Origin of the sequence: Terrihabitans rhizophilus (assembly GCF_033898525.1) — a bacterium.
Lineage (GTDB): Bacteria > Pseudomonadota > Alphaproteobacteria > Rhizobiales > Methylopilaceae > Flaviflagellibacter > Flaviflagellibacter rhizophilus.
Genome location: NZ_JAXAFJ010000003.1, coordinates 264,934 through 279,973 on the forward strand (window position 1 = coordinate 264,934; position 15,040 = coordinate 279,973).

At 66.8% G+C, this 15,040-nt stretch carries 17 protein-coding genes; 3 read left to right on the forward strand and 14 right to left on the reverse strand.

All coding sequences use genetic code 11. The annotated features are described in order from the left end of the window. The gene (locus tag SCD90_RS07520; protein ID WP_319844033.1) at positions 1 to 741 is read left to right on the forward strand and encodes an outer membrane protein; all 741 of its coding nucleotides are present in this window, start codon (positions 1 to 3) and stop codon (positions 739 to 741) included. A 233-nt stretch (positions 742 to 974) separates the two neighbouring features. Here SCD90_RS07520 and SCD90_RS07525 read toward each other — a convergent pair whose 3' ends face one another. Genes SCD90_RS07525 through SCD90_RS07540 form a run of 4 tightly spaced genes read right to left on the reverse strand, consistent with a single transcriptional unit; the run spans position 975 to position 4,049 of the window. Beyond that, positions 975 to 1,592: a HupE/UreJ family protein gene (locus SCD90_RS07525; RefSeq protein WP_319844034.1), complete on the reverse strand. Its 618-nt coding sequence runs from the start codon at positions 1,590 to 1,592 to the stop codon at positions 975 to 977. Further along, on the reverse strand, positions 1,589 to 2,200 hold the full coding sequence (locus SCD90_RS07530; protein WP_319844035.1) for a HupE/UreJ family protein: 612 nt from the start codon (positions 2,198 to 2,200) through the stop codon (positions 1,589 to 1,591). The genes SCD90_RS07525 and SCD90_RS07530 overlap by 4 nt, the downstream gene beginning before the upstream one ends. A 26-nt stretch (positions 2,201 to 2,226) precedes the next feature. Further along, positions 2,227 to 3,174, reverse strand: a complete 948-nt coding sequence (locus SCD90_RS07535) for a HupE/UreJ family protein (protein ID WP_319844136.1) — start codon at positions 3,172 to 3,174, stop codon at positions 2,227 to 2,229. Further along, positions 3,174 to 4,049 carry a peptidylprolyl isomerase gene (locus tag SCD90_RS07540; RefSeq protein ID WP_319844036.1) on the reverse strand — a complete coding sequence of 292 codons (876 nt, stop codon included), beginning with the start codon at positions 4,047 to 4,049 and terminating at the stop codon, positions 3,174 to 3,176. The genes SCD90_RS07535 and SCD90_RS07540 overlap by 1 nt, the downstream gene beginning before the upstream one ends. A 253-nt stretch (positions 4,050 to 4,302) precedes the next feature. Between SCD90_RS07540 and SCD90_RS07545 the strand changes: the two genes are divergently transcribed. Both SCD90_RS07545 and SCD90_RS07550 read left to right on the forward strand, forming a co-directional pair. Beyond that, complete coding sequence (locus SCD90_RS07545) at positions 4,303 to 6,225, forward strand: hypothetical protein (protein WP_319844037.1); 1,923 nt, start codon at positions 4,303 to 4,305, stop codon at positions 6,223 to 6,225. A gap of 89 nt (positions 6,226 to 6,314) precedes the next feature. Next, positions 6,315 to 8,903, forward strand: coding sequence for a spermine/spermidine synthase domain-containing protein (locus tag SCD90_RS07550; protein ID WP_319844038.1), 2,589 nt, complete (start codon positions 6,315 to 6,317; stop codon positions 8,901 to 8,903). On the opposite strand, the gene SCD90_RS07555 is transcribed toward SCD90_RS07550, so the two are convergent. The 10 genes from SCD90_RS07555 to gspG all read right to left on the reverse strand — a co-directional run bounded on the left by SCD90_RS07555 (position 8,800) and on the right by gspG (position 15,038). After that, positions 8,800 to 9,291 (reverse strand): copper resistance protein CopC, encoded by a 492-nt coding sequence (locus tag SCD90_RS07555; RefSeq protein WP_319844039.1) that lies wholly within the window; start codon positions 9,289 to 9,291, stop codon positions 8,800 to 8,802. The genes SCD90_RS07550 and SCD90_RS07555 overlap by 104 nt on opposite strands. Positions 9,292 to 9,313: 22 nt before the next feature. Next, positions 9,314 to 9,943 carry a putative 2OG-Fe(II) oxygenase gene (locus SCD90_RS07560; RefSeq protein WP_319844040.1) on the reverse strand — a complete coding sequence of 210 codons (630 nt, stop codon included), beginning with the start codon at positions 9,941 to 9,943 and terminating at the stop codon, positions 9,314 to 9,316. A gap of 99 nt (positions 9,944 to 10,042) precedes the next feature. Next, positions 10,043 to 10,576, reverse strand: a complete 534-nt coding sequence (locus SCD90_RS07565) for a hypothetical protein (RefSeq protein WP_319844041.1) — start codon at positions 10,574 to 10,576, stop codon at positions 10,043 to 10,045. 8 nt (positions 10,577 to 10,584) lie between these two features. Next, the gene (gene gspM / locus SCD90_RS07570) at positions 10,585 to 11,139 is read right to left on the reverse strand and encodes a type II secretion system protein GspM (RefSeq protein ID WP_319844042.1); all 555 of its coding nucleotides are present in this window, start codon (positions 11,137 to 11,139) and stop codon (positions 10,585 to 10,587) included. Beyond that, positions 11,136 to 12,155: a PilN domain-containing protein gene (locus SCD90_RS07575; RefSeq protein WP_319844043.1), complete on the reverse strand. Its 1,020-nt coding sequence runs from the start codon at positions 12,153 to 12,155 to the stop codon at positions 11,136 to 11,138. Before SCD90_RS07575 ends, gspM begins: the two co-directional genes overlap by 4 nt. After that, positions 12,152 to 13,039 carry a type II secretion system minor pseudopilin gene (locus tag SCD90_RS07580; protein WP_319844044.1) on the reverse strand — a complete coding sequence of 296 codons (888 nt, stop codon included), beginning with the start codon at positions 13,037 to 13,039 and terminating at the stop codon, positions 12,152 to 12,154. The genes SCD90_RS07575 and SCD90_RS07580 overlap by 4 nt, the downstream gene beginning before the upstream one ends. Next, complete coding sequence (locus SCD90_RS07585; RefSeq protein WP_319844045.1) at positions 13,036 to 13,704, reverse strand: PulJ/GspJ family protein; 669 nt, start codon at positions 13,702 to 13,704, stop codon at positions 13,036 to 13,038. Before SCD90_RS07585 ends, SCD90_RS07580 begins: the two co-directional genes overlap by 4 nt. Continuing rightward, the gene (locus SCD90_RS07590; protein WP_319844046.1) at positions 13,701 to 14,102 is read right to left on the reverse strand and encodes a prepilin-type N-terminal cleavage/methylation domain-containing protein; all 402 of its coding nucleotides are present in this window, start codon (positions 14,100 to 14,102) and stop codon (positions 13,701 to 13,703) included. Before SCD90_RS07590 ends, SCD90_RS07585 begins: the two co-directional genes overlap by 4 nt. Continuing rightward, a complete protein-coding gene (locus SCD90_RS07595) occupies positions 14,083 to 14,568 on the reverse strand; it encodes a GspH/FimT family pseudopilin (RefSeq protein WP_319844047.1) in 486 nt (161 codons plus the stop codon). The genes SCD90_RS07590 and SCD90_RS07595 overlap by 20 nt, the downstream gene beginning before the upstream one ends. Then, complete coding sequence (gene gspG, locus SCD90_RS07600; RefSeq protein ID WP_319844048.1) at positions 14,565 to 15,038, reverse strand: type II secretion system major pseudopilin GspG; 474 nt, start codon at positions 15,036 to 15,038, stop codon at positions 14,565 to 14,567. Before gspG ends, SCD90_RS07595 begins: the two co-directional genes overlap by 4 nt. Positions 15,039 to 15,040: the final 2 nt, after the last annotated feature.

Sequence of the window (15,040 nt, forward strand, 5' to 3'; positions counted from 1 at the left end):
ATGCACAAGCGTCTACTGCTTACCAATGTCCTGCTCGCGATCATGTCCGCGGGCGCCGCTCACGCCGCCGACATGCCGTATCCGGTCGAGGCCGCTCCGGCCATGGTCGCTGAAGAGGCCTTCAGCTGGAACGGCTTCTATGCCGGCATCCACGGCGGCTATGCTTCGGGCGAGAGCGCCTTGACGGACTTTGAAGACCAAGGCTTCGCTTTCGACGCTCCGACCTATGACATCGAAGGCGGCCTTGTTGGCCTCACCCTCGGCTTCAACAGGCAGGTCAACAACTTCGTCTTCGGCATCGAGGCCGAGGGCACCTGGGCCGACATCGATGGCAGCGGCAGCCTCGCGGGTGAAATCGCACCGAGCTGCTTGCTCCTCGATGACGATTGCACCACCGAGTACAAGGCTCTCGGCACCGTAACCGGCCGGGCCGGTGTGGCGTTCGATCGTGCGCTCCTCTTCGTCAAGGGCGGCGCTGCGTTCGGTCTGGCCGAGTACACCGCAGGCGCCGAAGAAGCCGGCATCTCCACCGATACCTTCGAGGACACGCGTCTCGGCTGGACGGTCGGCGCCGGTGTGGAATTCGCCTTCGCCAGCAATGTCTCCGCGAAGATCGAATACAATTACATCCGCTTCGAAGACGAAGTTGAGTTCTCGTTCGACGGCGGCGAATTCGGCGCGGTCGGCGACGCCGAGGACGAACTGCACGTCGTGAAGGCCGGTATCAACTACCACTTCTGAGAACGTGCCGGTTCGCCGGCAGCTTCAACAGACTAGCGAAGAGCTCCGGTGAAAGCCGGAGCTCTTCTTTCATGTGCGTGGGCCAAGGCGTCGTTCGGCCGACGGGCGCTCAGGTCTCACCGCAACTCTGCGGGTAGCGGCTTGGGTGCTTGAGCCGGACCGTCAACAGCGTCCCTACGCACGCGAAAACGGCCGCCCCGAGGCGGCCGTTCCGAGCTCCATCCGAGGTGGCTCTAGTTGGCGCCCGGCGAGAAGAGTTGCAGGCCCAGCACCATGATGCCGACGGCCGCGACCCAGCTCCCTCCTGCACGCAAGGCAATGGGGCGCCATCCTTCCTTGCCCCGCAGGAAGGCGGCGGCCGCGCCGATCAGCAGCGTCAGCACGGCGTAGCCGATCAGGGTGACGCCGGAGAGGAACAGGATCTGGTCCGTGTCGGCGGCCATCGCCCGGGCGTTCTCGTAGCCATGCAGCACGCCCATCAATGCCGTGATCCCGAGCAGAGCCGGCAGCGGCAGGGCGACCGCGGCGGCCAGGGCGAGGCCGGTGAAGGCGACCAGCGAGACATCCAGCAACTGCGCGAATGGTGGTTCGGGCAAGGCAAGAGCCGCCACACAGCCGATGAGAAGTGAAACCGGAAAGCAGAGCACGACCCATCGCGCCCGTTCCGGCCTCTGCAAGGCGGTGAGCGCCGCAAGAGCGACCCAGGGCAGCATCTGCTGCAGATCCGTCAGCGGGTGCAGGGCGCCGCCGTAGAAATCTCCCAGCCGGGTATCGACGAGGTGGGCCTGTGCCGCACCCGGCATGCCCAGAAGCATGCCGGCGGCAGTAGCCCAGCGGAGGCCGTTGTTCATCCAACGACTCCGGCAGCGGCGAGCATGAAGTACAGGCCTACGCAGCCGATCGCGGCTCCGCACGCGCGCACGATCCCGGCGCCAGCCGGCCGGGTGATCAGCGCACCGATCAGGATGCCCACGAGATGGAGCATCCCCGTCGCCACCACGAAACCGACGGCATAGGCCGTGGCGTCCGCGGCTTCCGGAAGTTCGCGGCCATGTGCGTAGCCGTGGAAGATGGCGAACAGCGCAACCAGCGCAGAGGAGATGGCAAGGGGAGGGCGCACGTTCAGCGCGACCATTGCGCCAAGTGCCAGACCCGAGAATGCGATGATGAACTCGACGAGCGGCAGTTCCATGCCGGACAAGCCGATCAGGCCGCCAATCGCCATGACGAGGGGGAAGGTGATCGGCAGCACCCAGATGGCGGGCTTGCCGAGCTGCGCGCCCCAGAGGCCGACAGCGATCATGGCGACCAGATGGTCGGGGCCGGTCAGCGGATGCAGGAAACCGCTGGTCAGGCCGCCGGCCACGCCCGTTCCGGTGTGGGCGAACGCAGGTGCCAGCGGGATGGCGGCCAGCATCAAGGCAAGCTGAAGGCTGGCTTTTGACGGCGCGAACTTCATGGACTTCTCTTTCTCTCAACCCCGGCCTAAAGCCGGCCCAAAAACCAGAACGAGGCGATGCTGCCGATCACATAAGCGGGCATGGCCGCACCCCAGCGCGGAAGCAGCGCATTGGCCTGTCGGTGCGCCCAGAGCAGCGCGAGCACCGCGGCGACGAAGGCAAGCTGGCCGATCTCCACGCCCACATTGAAGAACAGGAGTGCAATCGGCAGCGTGCTCTGCGGAATGCCCAGATTGGTCAGCGCGGTGGCGAAGCCGATGCCGTGCAGCAGGCCGAAGCCGAAGGCGACCGTCCAGGGATAGCGCGCCGTCAGCCCGATCTGGCCGCGCTGGAGCTTCACGATCTCCACGCCCACGAAGACGATGCTGAGGGCGATCGCGGCATTGAGCGGACGCTCGGGAATGCCGACGATGCCGAAGGCCGCCGCCCCAAGCGAGAGGCTGTGGCCGATGGTGAAGGCGGTGATGACCCGCACCAGCGGCCATCCGCGACCCACAAGCCAGATCAGCCCCAGCACGAACATCAGATGGTCGATGCCGAGCAGGATGTGGTCGATGCCAAGATTGACATAGGTCTCCGCGAGATCGAGCCAGACGGCAGGGTTGGTGCCGGGGTTCTGCGCCATGGTGACGACCGGCTTCGCGACGCTGACCGTGTATGCCTGCGTATCGCCCTCGCGCGGAACCACGCGGATGGTGGCGACCGACTGGTTCTTTCCGAGACCGGTGAAGCTGAGCGGCCCGGACAGGCCACGGGAGCCGCAATCCAGCTGCGGCATCTCCCAGGTGCAGTGCTCCGGGAAGATCGGATGCGCGCTGATGTCTGCCGGCGGCATCGTCCAGTGGCCGACATAGCGGTTCGGTTCCACCTCGCGCAGCGTCATCACGGCCATGCTGGCTTCATGGGCGCGCGCGGGCAGCAGCGTCGTCAGGACGGTCAGGGCTGCAAGAAGGGCAAGGGCGACGTGGCGGATCACGATGCGGGCCGCCGTATCACGTAATTGCTGCCAAGCTCCCGCGTTGCCGCGATGGCAAGGATCCGGCGCCGCTCGTCCTTCCAGGTTTGTGCGACCTGCGCTTCGACCTCGGAGAGGTCCACCTTGCGGCCAGGCTTGACGGTGTCGAGGCGGACGATGTGCCAGCCATCGTCGGAGGCCAGCACCTGCCAATCGCCCGGGATCATCGCCTTCAGGCTGTCGATGAAGGCGGTGCCGAAGGAATCTGCCAGCGACAGCAGGGGGCGTTCAGCGAAGAGATGCGCGCGGCTGCGAATGTCCTCGTGCTCGCGCTCCGCCTTGATCTCCTCCAGCACCCGCCGCGCATCGGCCTCGGCCGTTTCGCCGGTGAAAGGGACTTCGATGAAGCTGACCAGGTCCGGGACGTCGTAGCGGTAGCGGTTCTTTTCATACCAGGCCGCCAGTTCCTGATCGGTCGGTTCCTTGATGTCGATGCCGTTGAAGATCAGCAGCCGCATCTTGTGGGTGATGCGGTCCCGGATCATCTCGTCGCCCTTGTCGAGCCCTTGAGCCAGCGCCTCGCGGAACGTGATCTCGTTCAGCACCCACACATCGACGAGGCTCTTCAGTTCGTCGGGCGCGGGATCGCGGCCCTCGTTCGAAGCCTTGAACGCCTTGACGATGTCGGAACGCACCTCGGGCGTCACCTCGATGAGGCGTTCCTTGCTGACCGACGGCGTCACCGCCGCATGAACGGCGAAGATGATCGCGCCGATGGCGAGGAACTGGATCAGCGGCTCACGCACGAGGCTGCCGAAGGACCACACAAAGCGCGCCCTCGCTCCTCCGCCCTTATCTGCAAGCGTGGTGGAAGCAGGCTCTGCCCCGGACATGTTCACGTCTTCTACCCCATCGACTCTGCCGCCGACGATCGCAGCGCCGGTCAGCCCCGGGCAGGTGAACTAAGCACGTGGAATGTCGTCCAGATGACAGTCGCGGATGCTTGTCCCGACTGCCCGTCCGAACTTGGAGAACGCGATCCGCGCTCGTTCGGGAGATGTCCTGCGGCTTTCACAGAACTGACAGCGGCAGGTCACACAAGCCCGGTACTGACCGCCCATTGGGATACTTTACAGGGGGTCTCCAGTGAAAAACGCTGCCCATCAACTGATTACGGGCGCATCGATACTGGCCGCAGCGGCCGGAGCGATGTCCATCTCGTCGACGCCATCCGCAGCCGAAAGCTACATGGCAGGCGACTTCCACAACCACACGCCGTGCTCCGATGGTCGCTCTTCCGTCGAGACGCTCGTCAAGAAGTCCATCGAGACCTACGGCCTCGAATGGCTAGGCGCAGCCGATCACGGCGGCAGCAGCCCGCGCGATTGCCGCGTCGATGATCCGGAGGGCAATGGCTCCGCCGGCGGCAGTGCCGGCAAGTTCTGGGACGAGGCTCCGGCCACTGTCGTAAAGGGCGACGTTGCGACCTCCAGCGGCCATCGCTCCATGTGGCGCTGGCAGAGCGCGGAGGAAATCATCTATCCGGAGCTCGTCCGTCTTGCCCGCGAGATGCAGCAGCCGATGCTGTATGCCGGCGTCGAGACCAACGTTCCCGGCCACGAACACGTCAGCATGGCGGCCATCGGCAACCAGCGCCCGCAGAACTACAAGGGCGACACGGGCGATGCCAAGGGCGTGGCGGAGTTCGAATACCGCTTCGATCGCAGCGACACCGACTTCAGCAAGGGCGCCGAGGCGGGCCACAATTGGACTGACAAGGTTCCGAACGCGACAGGCACGGGTTCCGGCACGATCAACCACAACCAGAAGGCCGTTCCTTCGGTTCGCTGGCTTCAGGACAAGTACCCGCTCGACAGCTATTACGTGCCGGCTCACACGGAGCGCGCCGGCGTGTTCAACCCGAACGGCAACAACGGGTTCAACGTCGAGCATTTCCGTGACTTCAACAATGCGGGCCCGACGGTTGCCGTTGGCTTCGAGACGCAGCCGGGCCATCAGGCCAGCAACAATCGCGGCGAATACCGCGCCGGCTTCTGCGGCACGGGCTGCGACTCGGTCGGCGTGACGACCTTTGGCGGCACGGGTATCTACGGCGCCAAGATCGGCGGCGTCTGGGACGCAATGCTGGGCGAAGGCCGCAACTGGTACTTCTATGCCTCCTCCGATTGGCACAATCGTGGTGCGTTCAGCATCTACGAGACCTCCACGACGGCGGACTTCTACCCGGGCGAGTACCAGAAGCTGTTCGTGCCGCGTCCGGCCCAGGGCGAGACCCTGCGTCCGCAGGTTGTCGTCAACGGCGTTCGTTCCGGCAACTCGTTCTCCACCATGGGTGACCTGATCACCGGCGAACTGACCTACAAGGCGGAAGTTGTCGGCTATGCAGCCGCCGGTACTGCCAAGATGGGCCAGACTTTGGTGGTGCCGCGCGGCCGCACGGTGCGCCTCACCCTTGAGGTGAACCTGCCGACGGAGAACAACCATTCTCCCTACAGCTTCAACAACCCGTCGCTGGCGCAGATCGGCATCCAGGAGCCTCTCAACAAGCCGACGCTCCGCCATGTCGACTTCATCCGCGGCAATGTCACGGGTCCGATTGCAGCGGGCAGCGCGAACTACACCAACGGGACCAACCCGTCGGCCTCCGTGCTCGCCACCTTCAACCAGGGCAACTGGCAGGTGAGCGGCAACAAGCGCACCATGGTCGTCAACATCCCGAGCGTGCAGACCAGCCAGTACATCCGCGTCCGCGGCTCGAACCTGCCCCCGGGCACGCCGGCCGAGACTGATGCACGCGGCAATCCGCTGAACGATTGGGATCCGGAGAACTCGGCGCAGGGACCGTTCGTCCCCTGCCTCGATGCTGCCTGCCCGCCGCACATGGAAGTGCGTAACGGTCAGAAGCTCTCCAGCTACGACGTCGCCGCCTGGGCTGATCTGTGGTTCTACACGAACCCCATCTTCATCCGCGTCGCCGGCCAGCCGGAACTGCTGGTCGAGTCCAACAACGCGATGGCAACTCGCCTGGCGGGCACCAACCGCCGCTGATGGGATCGCACGGCAACGTGTGAACCTTTGAGAACGACCGGGGGCCCTGTGCCCCCGGTCTGTTTTGTTTCTGCAGGTCCAGTTCAAACATGTCCGACACGATCGCCACGCCCGCCATGGTGGCCCCGGTTCGCAACCGCGCGCTAGCCATCACCGCAGTTGCCGCATGCTCCGGCTTTGCTGGGCTGGGCTATGAAGTGGTGTGGTCCCGCCTGCTGGCCGTGTCGCTGGGCCACGAATTTATCGCGGTGCTGGGTGTCGTCGCCGCCATGTTCGCGGGCATCGCACTCGGGAGCCTGACACCCGGGCGCCATATCTCCCGGAGCCCTGTACCCGGGCGGTGGTATGCGGCGCTGGAAGTCGTGATCGGCGCCTGGGCGCTTGCCCTCATCCCGCTTTCGGGCTTCGCCGGCCATATCATTGCGGCGCTTCTCCCCGTCGATGCGGGCGCGCTCCATCAATGGCTGTTCGCCTTCGGGCTTCCGTTCGTCCTGCTTCTGCCGGCCACCATGGCGATGGGCGGCACCTTGCCCGCGCTCGAGGCGGTGCTGGCCGCTCGCCTGCCCGGCGGTGCGGTGGGCCGCGTCTACGCCGCCAACACCGCCGGCGCCGTTCTCGGCACGTTGGCGACGACCTTCCTGATCATTCCCCAACTCGGCCTGTCCGGCACTCTGGGTTTGTGCGCTCTGATAAATCTCGGTTGCGCGGCGGCCTTGTGGTTCCAGGACGGTGAGGGCGCGGCCGGGGCCCGCCCGAGGGTCGCCACCGGCGGCCGGGCCTACCTGGCGCCGCTCTTCCTGACGGGCCTGCTCGGCATCGGCTACGAGGTTCTGACGATCCGGGTCGTCAGCCAGATCCTCGAAAACACCGTCTACACCTTCTCCATCCTGCTTGCGGTCTATCTTGCGGGCACCGCTTTCGGTGCAGCGCTCCACGGCCGTCTGGCCAAGGCGCGCAGCCCGGACCTGACACGCGTGCTGGTTCTGGCGACCGCACTGGCCTGCACCGCAGGTGCGGTGCTCCTGTCGATATCGGACGAGGTTCTGGCGGCACTGAAAGTGGCACTCCCCGCGACCCTTGGCGGGCGGCTCGCCGCCGAGTTCCTGATCGCGGTCGTGGTCTTCCTGCCCCCGACCATCGCCATGGGAGCGCTGTTCACCCAACTGGCGCAGTCCGCCAGCGACAGGGCAGGCGGGATCGGCACCGCATTGGCCGTGAACATGTTCGGGGCGGCTCTCGCGCCCATCATCTTCGGGCCGGTTCTGCTTCCACTGATCGGCGCAAAGCTTTGCTTCGCGCTGGTCGCCGCAGCCTATCTGCTGGTGTTGCCGGATCTGCGGCGGTCTTCACTGCTGGCCGGCGGTGCTGTCTCAGTCGCCGCTTTGGCGCTCGCTGTCTCGCCGCTGTCGCTGCGTTTCGTGTGGACGCCACCGGGCGGCGAGGTGGTCTGGCACCGTGACGGCGTGATGGCCACGGTCAGCGTGATCCGCAATGCCGCTGGCGAGCATCATCTGCAGGTCAACAATCATTTCCGGATGGGCGGCAGCGCGTCGGTCCGCTCCGACCACCGCGAGGCCCATATTCCGCTCCTGCTGCACCCCGATCCGAAGCGGGCCCTGTTCCTTGGCCTCGGCACCGGCGCCACGCTCTCGGCCGCGGGCGATTATCCCGGCCTCGTCTCGGAAGGCGTCGAGCTTGTCCCGGAGGTGGTGGAGTCGTTCCCGATGTTCACGCGCACCGCGCCGCAACTCGGCAAGAACCCGGACATCAGCGTGCATGTGGCGGATGCCCGGCGCTTCGTGCGCGCAAGCGACAAGAACTATGACGTGGTGGTCGCGGACCTCTACCACCCCTCGGTGGACGGCTCGAGCGCCCTTTATGCCCGGGAGCATTTCGAGGCCATCCGGGCGAAACTGGCCGCAGGCGGCATCTTCTGCCAATGGCTGCCGCTGCATCAGCTCGACATCGAGACCCTGCGGCTCATCACGCGCACCTTCCTCGATGTCTTTCCCGAGTCCAGCGCCTATCTGGCGCAGCTCAGCGTGGAAACCCCGCTGATCGCCCTGATCGGACGTGCGGAGCCCCAGAGCTTCGAGGCCGATTGGCTGAACCGCCGTGTTACCAGCGACGCGCTGCGCGGACGCCTGACGGAACTGGGTCTCGATGACGGGATGTCGCTGTTCGGTCTCCACCTTGCCGGGGCGAAGGACCTGCGCGGCTTTGCCGGTGCCGGGCCGCTCAACACCGACGACAAACCCTTCGTCGCCGCCGAAGCGCCGCGCATCGCCTACGCCGCGCGCGAGACGCCCGGTGACCGGCTGGTGACCCTTCTGCGGATGCTCAAGCCGAAAGCCGAAGATGTGCTCGCCGCCGGCAAGGAGGATCAGGACCGCCTCGCCGCCTATTGGCAGGCCCGCGACCTCTACCTTGAGATGGGCGTTCAGACGCTGGCTGCACCGGCTCAGCCCGACCTGATGTCCGTACTCGCCCCGCGCCTGTTTGAACTTGTCGCCATCAGCCCCGAGTTCAGCCCGGCCTATCAGCCCTTGATCACCATCGCCCGGCGGCTTGCCGCTACGGATCCCGCCGCGGCGCGCCGGCTCCTAGAAATGCTGGATAGGGTGAGCCCGGCCCGGTCCGAGGCGCGGAGCTTACTGTTGACCCTACCGCGGGGCTAAGTGTCCGTGGCCCGGAGGGTCCGTTCCCGGATGCGACCGTGAAGAACACCGAGCCGCTGTCGACATGCCCGCCGCGCTTGTGGTCTCCCAGCCATTCGATCAGGTAGCTGCCGGGAGACAGCGGCGCCGCAGGCCGGAAATCCGCCCGGAAGACCTCGTCGTCCGCCGTCGGCTTCCAGTCGGTCGGGTATTCCTTCTTCTCCAGATCGATGATGCGCACCTGCTGCAGGTCGATGCCCGGCATGAACTGCAGGTACATGGCCGCCTGCGCGTCCTGGATGACATCGTTCGCATTGGGGTAGGACTGGTCGAAGGTGCATTGTGCCGAGGCGCTGCCTCCGGCAACGATTGCGAGGGCGAAAGCCGCCAGGACGGTCCGGTGGTTCATCACTGTTCTCGTTGCAAAGGTTTCAGGAAAAGCGGACGGAATAGCCGAGGTTGTCGAGCCGGTCCGGGATCGCATTGAAGGCAACGGACATGCGGCGAGGCCCCTTGTTCACCGGAACCTCGTGCAGAAGGTAGCTCGGGAACAGCACAAGATCCCCGGGCACGATCTCCGGCATCGCCCATTTGCTGCCGTTATAGGCGTTCACGGCGGCGTTCTTGTTGTGGTTGCTGAAGATGTAGTCCGTGCCGCCGAGGCTCTTGTGGAACACGATGTTCGCGGACGGATGCGAGGCGGTCAGGTAGACGACGCCGGAGATGAAGCTGTTGGCATGGGTATGGACCGCCTGACGGCCGCCGGTCTCCAGCACATTGCTCCAGATCTCCTTGATCTGCCAGTTCAGTGCCTCGCCGAAAAGAACCTCGCCGAACTGCACGACACTTGGCATCACGAGATCACCCACGCGGGCGAGCAGGTCATCGCCATCCGTGCCCTTGATGGGCGAATGAGACAGCCCCTCCGAATAGGCGTTGATCTCTTTTTGCTGGGTGGCGTCGGTCCTCGCGACGATGGACTGGATCAAGTCCTCGTCCAGCAATCCCGACACACGCACGACAGGTATGGGAAACAATCCGATGAACTGGGTCTGACTCACGACGCGCTGCCCTGATCGATGATGCGGACGGGGCCGCTTTGGCCGGCACTTTCCACATGGCCCATGACGCTCCGATGACCTGCGGACACAGATCGCGGCTCAGTGTTCGGGATAGAAGATCGGCTCGTTCACCGGGTCCGGCTTGTCGGACGGTGCGCCGGGCGGCCCTGGCACGGCGGCGATATCCGGCTCCGGCAGAGCCAGCACCACCTCTCGGCCTTCGCTGGCGACCACTGCACTGCGCGGAAGCAGGGAGAGCAATGTCCAGCCCCCGAACGCCTCGCCCGGCCGCAGGGTGATCGTGACCTGCGAGATCGTGCTGGTGAAGAGGCCGTATCCTCCGCCGCCGACCTTGATGGTCCCGATGAGCTGGAGGGGTGGCAAAGCAGGAGGAGCGGGCGCGGCGGGCGGCGCTGCGGGAGGCGGCGCGGCAATCTCCTGCGCGGGAGGCGGACGGCGCGTCGGCGAGAAGAGCGGGCGCTCTCTCTGGGCCTCGAGATCGTCCAGCGGAACCGCCCAGAGCGGATTGCCCCCGCGCTCGATCGAAACGGCGCCCGTGGTACCGACCGCCTGCGCAACGGCGACAGCGGACAAGGCCGGCAGAATGGCGGCAATCGCAGCGAGAGCGAACAAGTGTGTTCTCATCGCACACCTTCCCAGCGACCCGAAACCGTGAACTGCACGCGCAACGTCGCGTTACCGACGGCTTCCGGCGTGCCGGTTTCCCGCATGTCCAGGCGATCCACGAAGAGGAAGGGCATCCCTCCCTCCAGGTCGTAGAGCAGGGCCTGTAGATGCTCCTGCGCCAGTTCCACACTTGCCGTGACGCTGACGAAGCCGTCCTGGATCTCTGTTCCGCCGAGGTCCACCTGTGAGGAGGTGATGCGGCCGCCTGCCGCCTGAACCGCTTCGGAGACTCGCTGCATCAGGAACGCGCCGGCCGTGGTCAAGGTGGGGCCTTGAAGGAACGGCGATCCTTCGGGCCGCTCGGACTGCAGCGCGGCAGCTGCGGCGGGGGTGGCCCTCCGCTCCTGAAGCCGGGTGAGGATGTGGGACGCCTCGTCCAGCGCGCGTCGCTGCGCCAACAGGTCGGCGACCGCACCGAAAGTGACGAAGGCCAGAAGGGCGCTCAGCGCAACGAAGGCCGCAATCGCGGCAGGGCCGGCCGTGCTGCCGGAGAGGATGCGCGGCCTCATTGCGCCGCCCCGGCTGCATTCGCGAGATCGATCTGGATGTGGAAGCGCTCGCCGGCACCGTCGTCTACCTGTGTCGTCGGAGCGGCGAAGCTGGCTCTCGAGAAGCCGTGCACCTTTTCCAGCATTGCAATGAGCGCCGGAGGGTCGCTGGATATGCCGAGGACATCGAGCTTTCCTTCGGCAATCGAGACCTCTGTCGCGTAGCTGTGGTCGGGAAGCGCGCGGGCCAGCGCATCGAGCACAAGGACGGTCGGCGTCACCTCGTGTTTGCGCTGCTCCAGTTCGCGGACGCCCGGCGCGTCCTGCTGGGCACTTGCCGCCAAAATGCGCCGCTGGACGCCTATCTGCTGCTCGCGCTCCTCCAGCTCGCTGGCGAACCGGCTGCCCAGCATGTCGGAGGCAAGGGCCGCAACCGCAGCGGCCACGGCCAGTCCGGCCACGGTTGCGAAGAGGGCGTTCCGCACATGCCCTACGCCGAGCGCCCCGGATCCAGCCTGCTCATGAACCTTGATCGGCGCTCCGCCATCGGGATTCTGCATGAAGACGCGGACCGAGCGTGCGCCCATGGTTTTCAGATCGTGGAGAAGGGGTTCGATCCTCGCGCGGGACGTTGCGGCCACGGAGAGGCGGATCCGGTCGTCCGAAGCGTCTTCCGGAACCGTCCATCCGAACATGGCGTGCTCGGGCGGCCACGGCGTCAGGCGGTCGATCTGCGAACGCACGATCCCCTGAAGGTAGTCGCCGGCGCGTTTCGGCAGTTCGAGGGGACGGTAGAGGAAATGGCGGGGCTGCAGCAGGAGGTCGATGTCGCGGTTCCGCAGAGCCGGCGCGGGCGCCCCGTCGAGGGGCATCCGGAGGTCCGCACCGCCCGCGCCCCGGAGGTTGAACACCGCGCCGTCGGTTTCGACCAGTTGCACCGGCTCGCCAGTCCGCAGGCGGGAAAGGCCAGCGACAACGCTCTCGGCCACGAGGTCGAGCCAGGCCGCGAAGCCGTCCACGATCATGCGCACGCTCATCGGCTGGGCTCCGCCCGCAAGGCTGGCTGGTGGTTCATGTCATCGCGCCATGACAGCACGCGATAGGGATCGTCGCCGAAGTCTCGGACCAGAATGACGGCTTTCGCCCGCCTTGGCTCGCCGTCGCGCAGGTGCACGCTGATGGAGATGCGCACGGCGTCGCTGGCGCTCCCTGCAGGAGGAGCGGAAGCCTGCGCCCCTGCGCCGGCCGGTGTCCGGCTGGTGGGGGTCTTCGATAGATCGAGCGCCGCGAGGACGAGGGGATCGGCGACGCTGGCCGACGGTTCGGCCCCTCCGCTGTAGACCGTGAGGTGCGGCAGGGCGGCCTCGACGCGGGCGGCCGGCAGGCCTGCAACAAGCCACAGCTCGTCCGGATGGACGAAAGGGCCGCCGCGCGGTCCATAGCCCAATCCCGCGGCGCGATAGACCGCCGCTTCCGCCTCGCTACCAGCGCCCTGCTGTGGCGACCGCCAGGCTGCAATGCGCGCGGCGTAGGCCTTTGACGCATCTGCCTCCGCTCCGAGCGCTGTGAAGAGCGCGGCCAGCAGTCCGGGCTCGGCTGTGTTGAGGTCGATGCGTGCGGCCTCGTTGCGGAAATCGGCCGTGATCCGGGCTTCGCCGAGACTGAAGGACACCGAGCCCTGCAAGGGCCGCTTGTCCTTCGGAGCCGACACCAATTGCAGTGCAGCCATCTCAATGCCGGCGGTGAACAGCCCGTCTGCCGCCAATCCGTCGTCGCGGACGGCGGCTGCCATGGCGGTGTCGGAGATGTAGGCGGTGTAAACGGAGACAAGCGCCGCAAGCGCGCCCAGCATCCACAGCACCGTGACGAGGATGAAGCCCTCGCGGTGCCTGCGCGGAAGGGCGTTCGGGCGGCGGCTCACGGGGTTTCCCCTTGCGCATTCTCCTGCCGCCCGGGCCCGCAACCCTCGCGGCTTTCGTCGGCGATGCAGCCGGCCGGTATCTCGGCGCGGATCACCGCTGCGGTGGACGCGGCAAACGTGCGGCCCGACCGTGCGTCGCGCACCACGATGCGCACGGCACGTGGCAGCATGTCCTGATCGCGCCAGGCGCTGCGCCACACACCGTCCCGCCCGGCAAATGAGAACAGGACGCGATAGGTCGCCGGCAGCAGTTCAACAGGCTCGCCCGGTGCCGGGGCGCGTGCCTCCGGACGGAGTGGCACATAGGCCATGGCACTTCTCGTCAAGGTGCCGGTGTCGGCCAGCCGAACGATCTGGAGACCGGGCGGATCGTTCGGGGCGAGAGCGCTGCGCACGAACGTGACCCCGGTTTCGGTGCCCTCGAACATCGGGCGTTTCGCCTCGCGGTTCTCCGGCACGAACTCGGCGGCTGCGAGGTCCGCGGCCATGCGGTCCACGGCCAAGCCCAGCGCTTCGCTTGCCTGAACCCGCGACAGGCCGCGCTGCCAGTTGGGCATCCATTGCGATGTGATGAGCGTGAGCCCCGTCAGGACAAGCCCCATCAGCGCGGTGGCGACCAGCGCTTCCACCAGCGAGAAGCCGGCTTGAGAACGATGCGGCGTCATCGTGCAGCGTTCCGTACGAGGCGCAGGGTTTCCAGGGTCATGACCGCGCCGGAAGGCGAGCGGACGCGGAGGGAAACGCGGCGCGGCACCCAAGGGGCGTCCGGCGCCAGCTTCACGTCGGGCATGGGGCGCACCTGCGCCTGCCATTGATGGCCGTCGACCTCGCCGTCAAGGCTTCCGAGTTCGAGGCCGGCGCGTGGCGGGATGCCGGCCTCGACGGCGCGTGCCGTGGCCACAAGCGCGGCACGCCCGTCGAGCGACCGGGAGGCGCGGGCGTTCGATCCGGCCAGCGCGCCGATGGAGCCGAGCATGGTTGCCATCACCGCAAGCGCGACAAGCACTTCCAGAAGCGTGAAACCGGCGCACGGCCCGTCGAGGTCAGCCTTTCGCAGCGACAACGTCGACCCCGCCGGTCAGCCAGTTGACGCGAACCTCATAGCCCGCGCCGTTGCGGACCAGCCGCAGCGTCCCTCCGCAGGACATGCCGGACGGGAAGAAGCGGATGGTGGAAGCCGCCGCCCGCTCGGCGCAGTTCCGGGGCAGGATCGCACGCATCGCGACGTCCTTCGGCACCCGGACGGTGCGCCCGCCCGCACCGGAACGGATGGTTCGGCCGCCCGCATCCACGCGGCTCGCCACAGCCTCCTGCCGCCGCATGGCCGCATTGCGGTCGGCCTTGAGCAGCGCGGCGGCTTCCAGCGCATAGGCCTGCAGCCGCTGGCGCGAGGTGCCGAACGGCATGGCCGGCAGCGCCAGGCTGGCAAGGGTCGCGACGATCGCCAGCACGCACACGACTTCGAGCAGCGTGAACCCCGCCTGGGAATCCGCGTCCGCGCCGCACCGTTGCTGGCAGCCATGCGTCATCCGCGCGTGCCGCTCACGATGTCGGCGGCGTCGCCGGTGCCGCCTTCCTGCCCGTCGGAGCCGCGCGAGATGATCTCGTAGGGCGCGCTGCCGCCCGGCGCACGATAGGCATAGGGGCGGCCCCACGGATCGGCCGGCACGGAGCCGCCCTTCAGATAGGGACCGTTCCAGCTCGAGACGGTGGGGCCGCGCTGAACCAGTGCGGTCAGCCCTTCGGACGAGGACGGGTAGCGGCCGGTGTCCAGGAAGTAGAGGTCGAGCGCGCTGGTGAAGCCCTGGATCTGGATGCGGGCGGTCTTCACCTTGGAGTCGCCGAGATAGCCGAGCACGCGCGGCCCGACGAGCGCGACGATGAGGCCGATGATGGTGATGACGACCAGCAGTTCCACCAAGGTGTAGCCGGCCTGCCGGCGCCGGCGCTTCTGGCGAAGGCTGCGGGAGCGTTCAAGGGTCTGTGCGGGCGTGTCCACTG

What these genes read in the sequence shown, in the direction of transcription:
- SCD90_RS07520 (WP_319844033.1), top strand. Translation starts at nt 1, where the DNA reads ATGCACAAGCGTCTACTGCTTACCAATGTCCTGCTCGCGATCATGTCC.
- SCD90_RS07525 (WP_319844034.1), bottom strand. Translation starts at nt 1,592, where the DNA reads ATGAACAACGGCCTCCGCTGGGCTACTGCCGCCGGCATGCTTCTGGGC.
- SCD90_RS07530 (WP_319844035.1), bottom strand. Translation starts at nt 2,200, where the DNA reads ATGAAGTTCGCGCCGTCAAAAGCCAGCCTTCAGCTTGCCTTGATGCTG.
- SCD90_RS07540 (WP_319844036.1), bottom strand. Translation starts at nt 4,049, where the DNA reads ATGTCCGGGGCAGAGCCTGCTTCCACCACGCTTGCAGATAAGGGCGGA.
- SCD90_RS07550 (WP_319844038.1), top strand. Translation starts at nt 6,315, where the DNA reads ATGTCCGACACGATCGCCACGCCCGCCATGGTGGCCCCGGTTCGCAAC.
- SCD90_RS07555 (WP_319844039.1), bottom strand. Translation starts at nt 9,291, where the DNA reads ATGAACCACCGGACCGTCCTGGCGGCTTTCGCCCTCGCAATCGTTGCC.
- gspM (WP_319844042.1), bottom strand. Translation starts at nt 11,139, where the DNA reads ATGAGGCCGCGCATCCTCTCCGGCAGCACGGCCGGCCCTGCCGCGATT.
- SCD90_RS07575 (WP_319844043.1), bottom strand. Translation starts at nt 12,155, where the DNA reads ATGAGCGTGCGCATGATCGTGGACGGCTTCGCGGCCTGGCTCGACCTC.
- SCD90_RS07585 (WP_319844045.1), bottom strand. Translation starts at nt 13,704, where the DNA reads ATGACGCCGCATCGTTCTCAAGCCGGCTTCTCGCTGGTGGAAGCGCTG.
- SCD90_RS07595 (WP_319844047.1), bottom strand. Translation starts at nt 14,568, where the DNA reads ATGACGCATGGCTGCCAGCAACGGTGCGGCGCGGACGCGGATTCCCAG.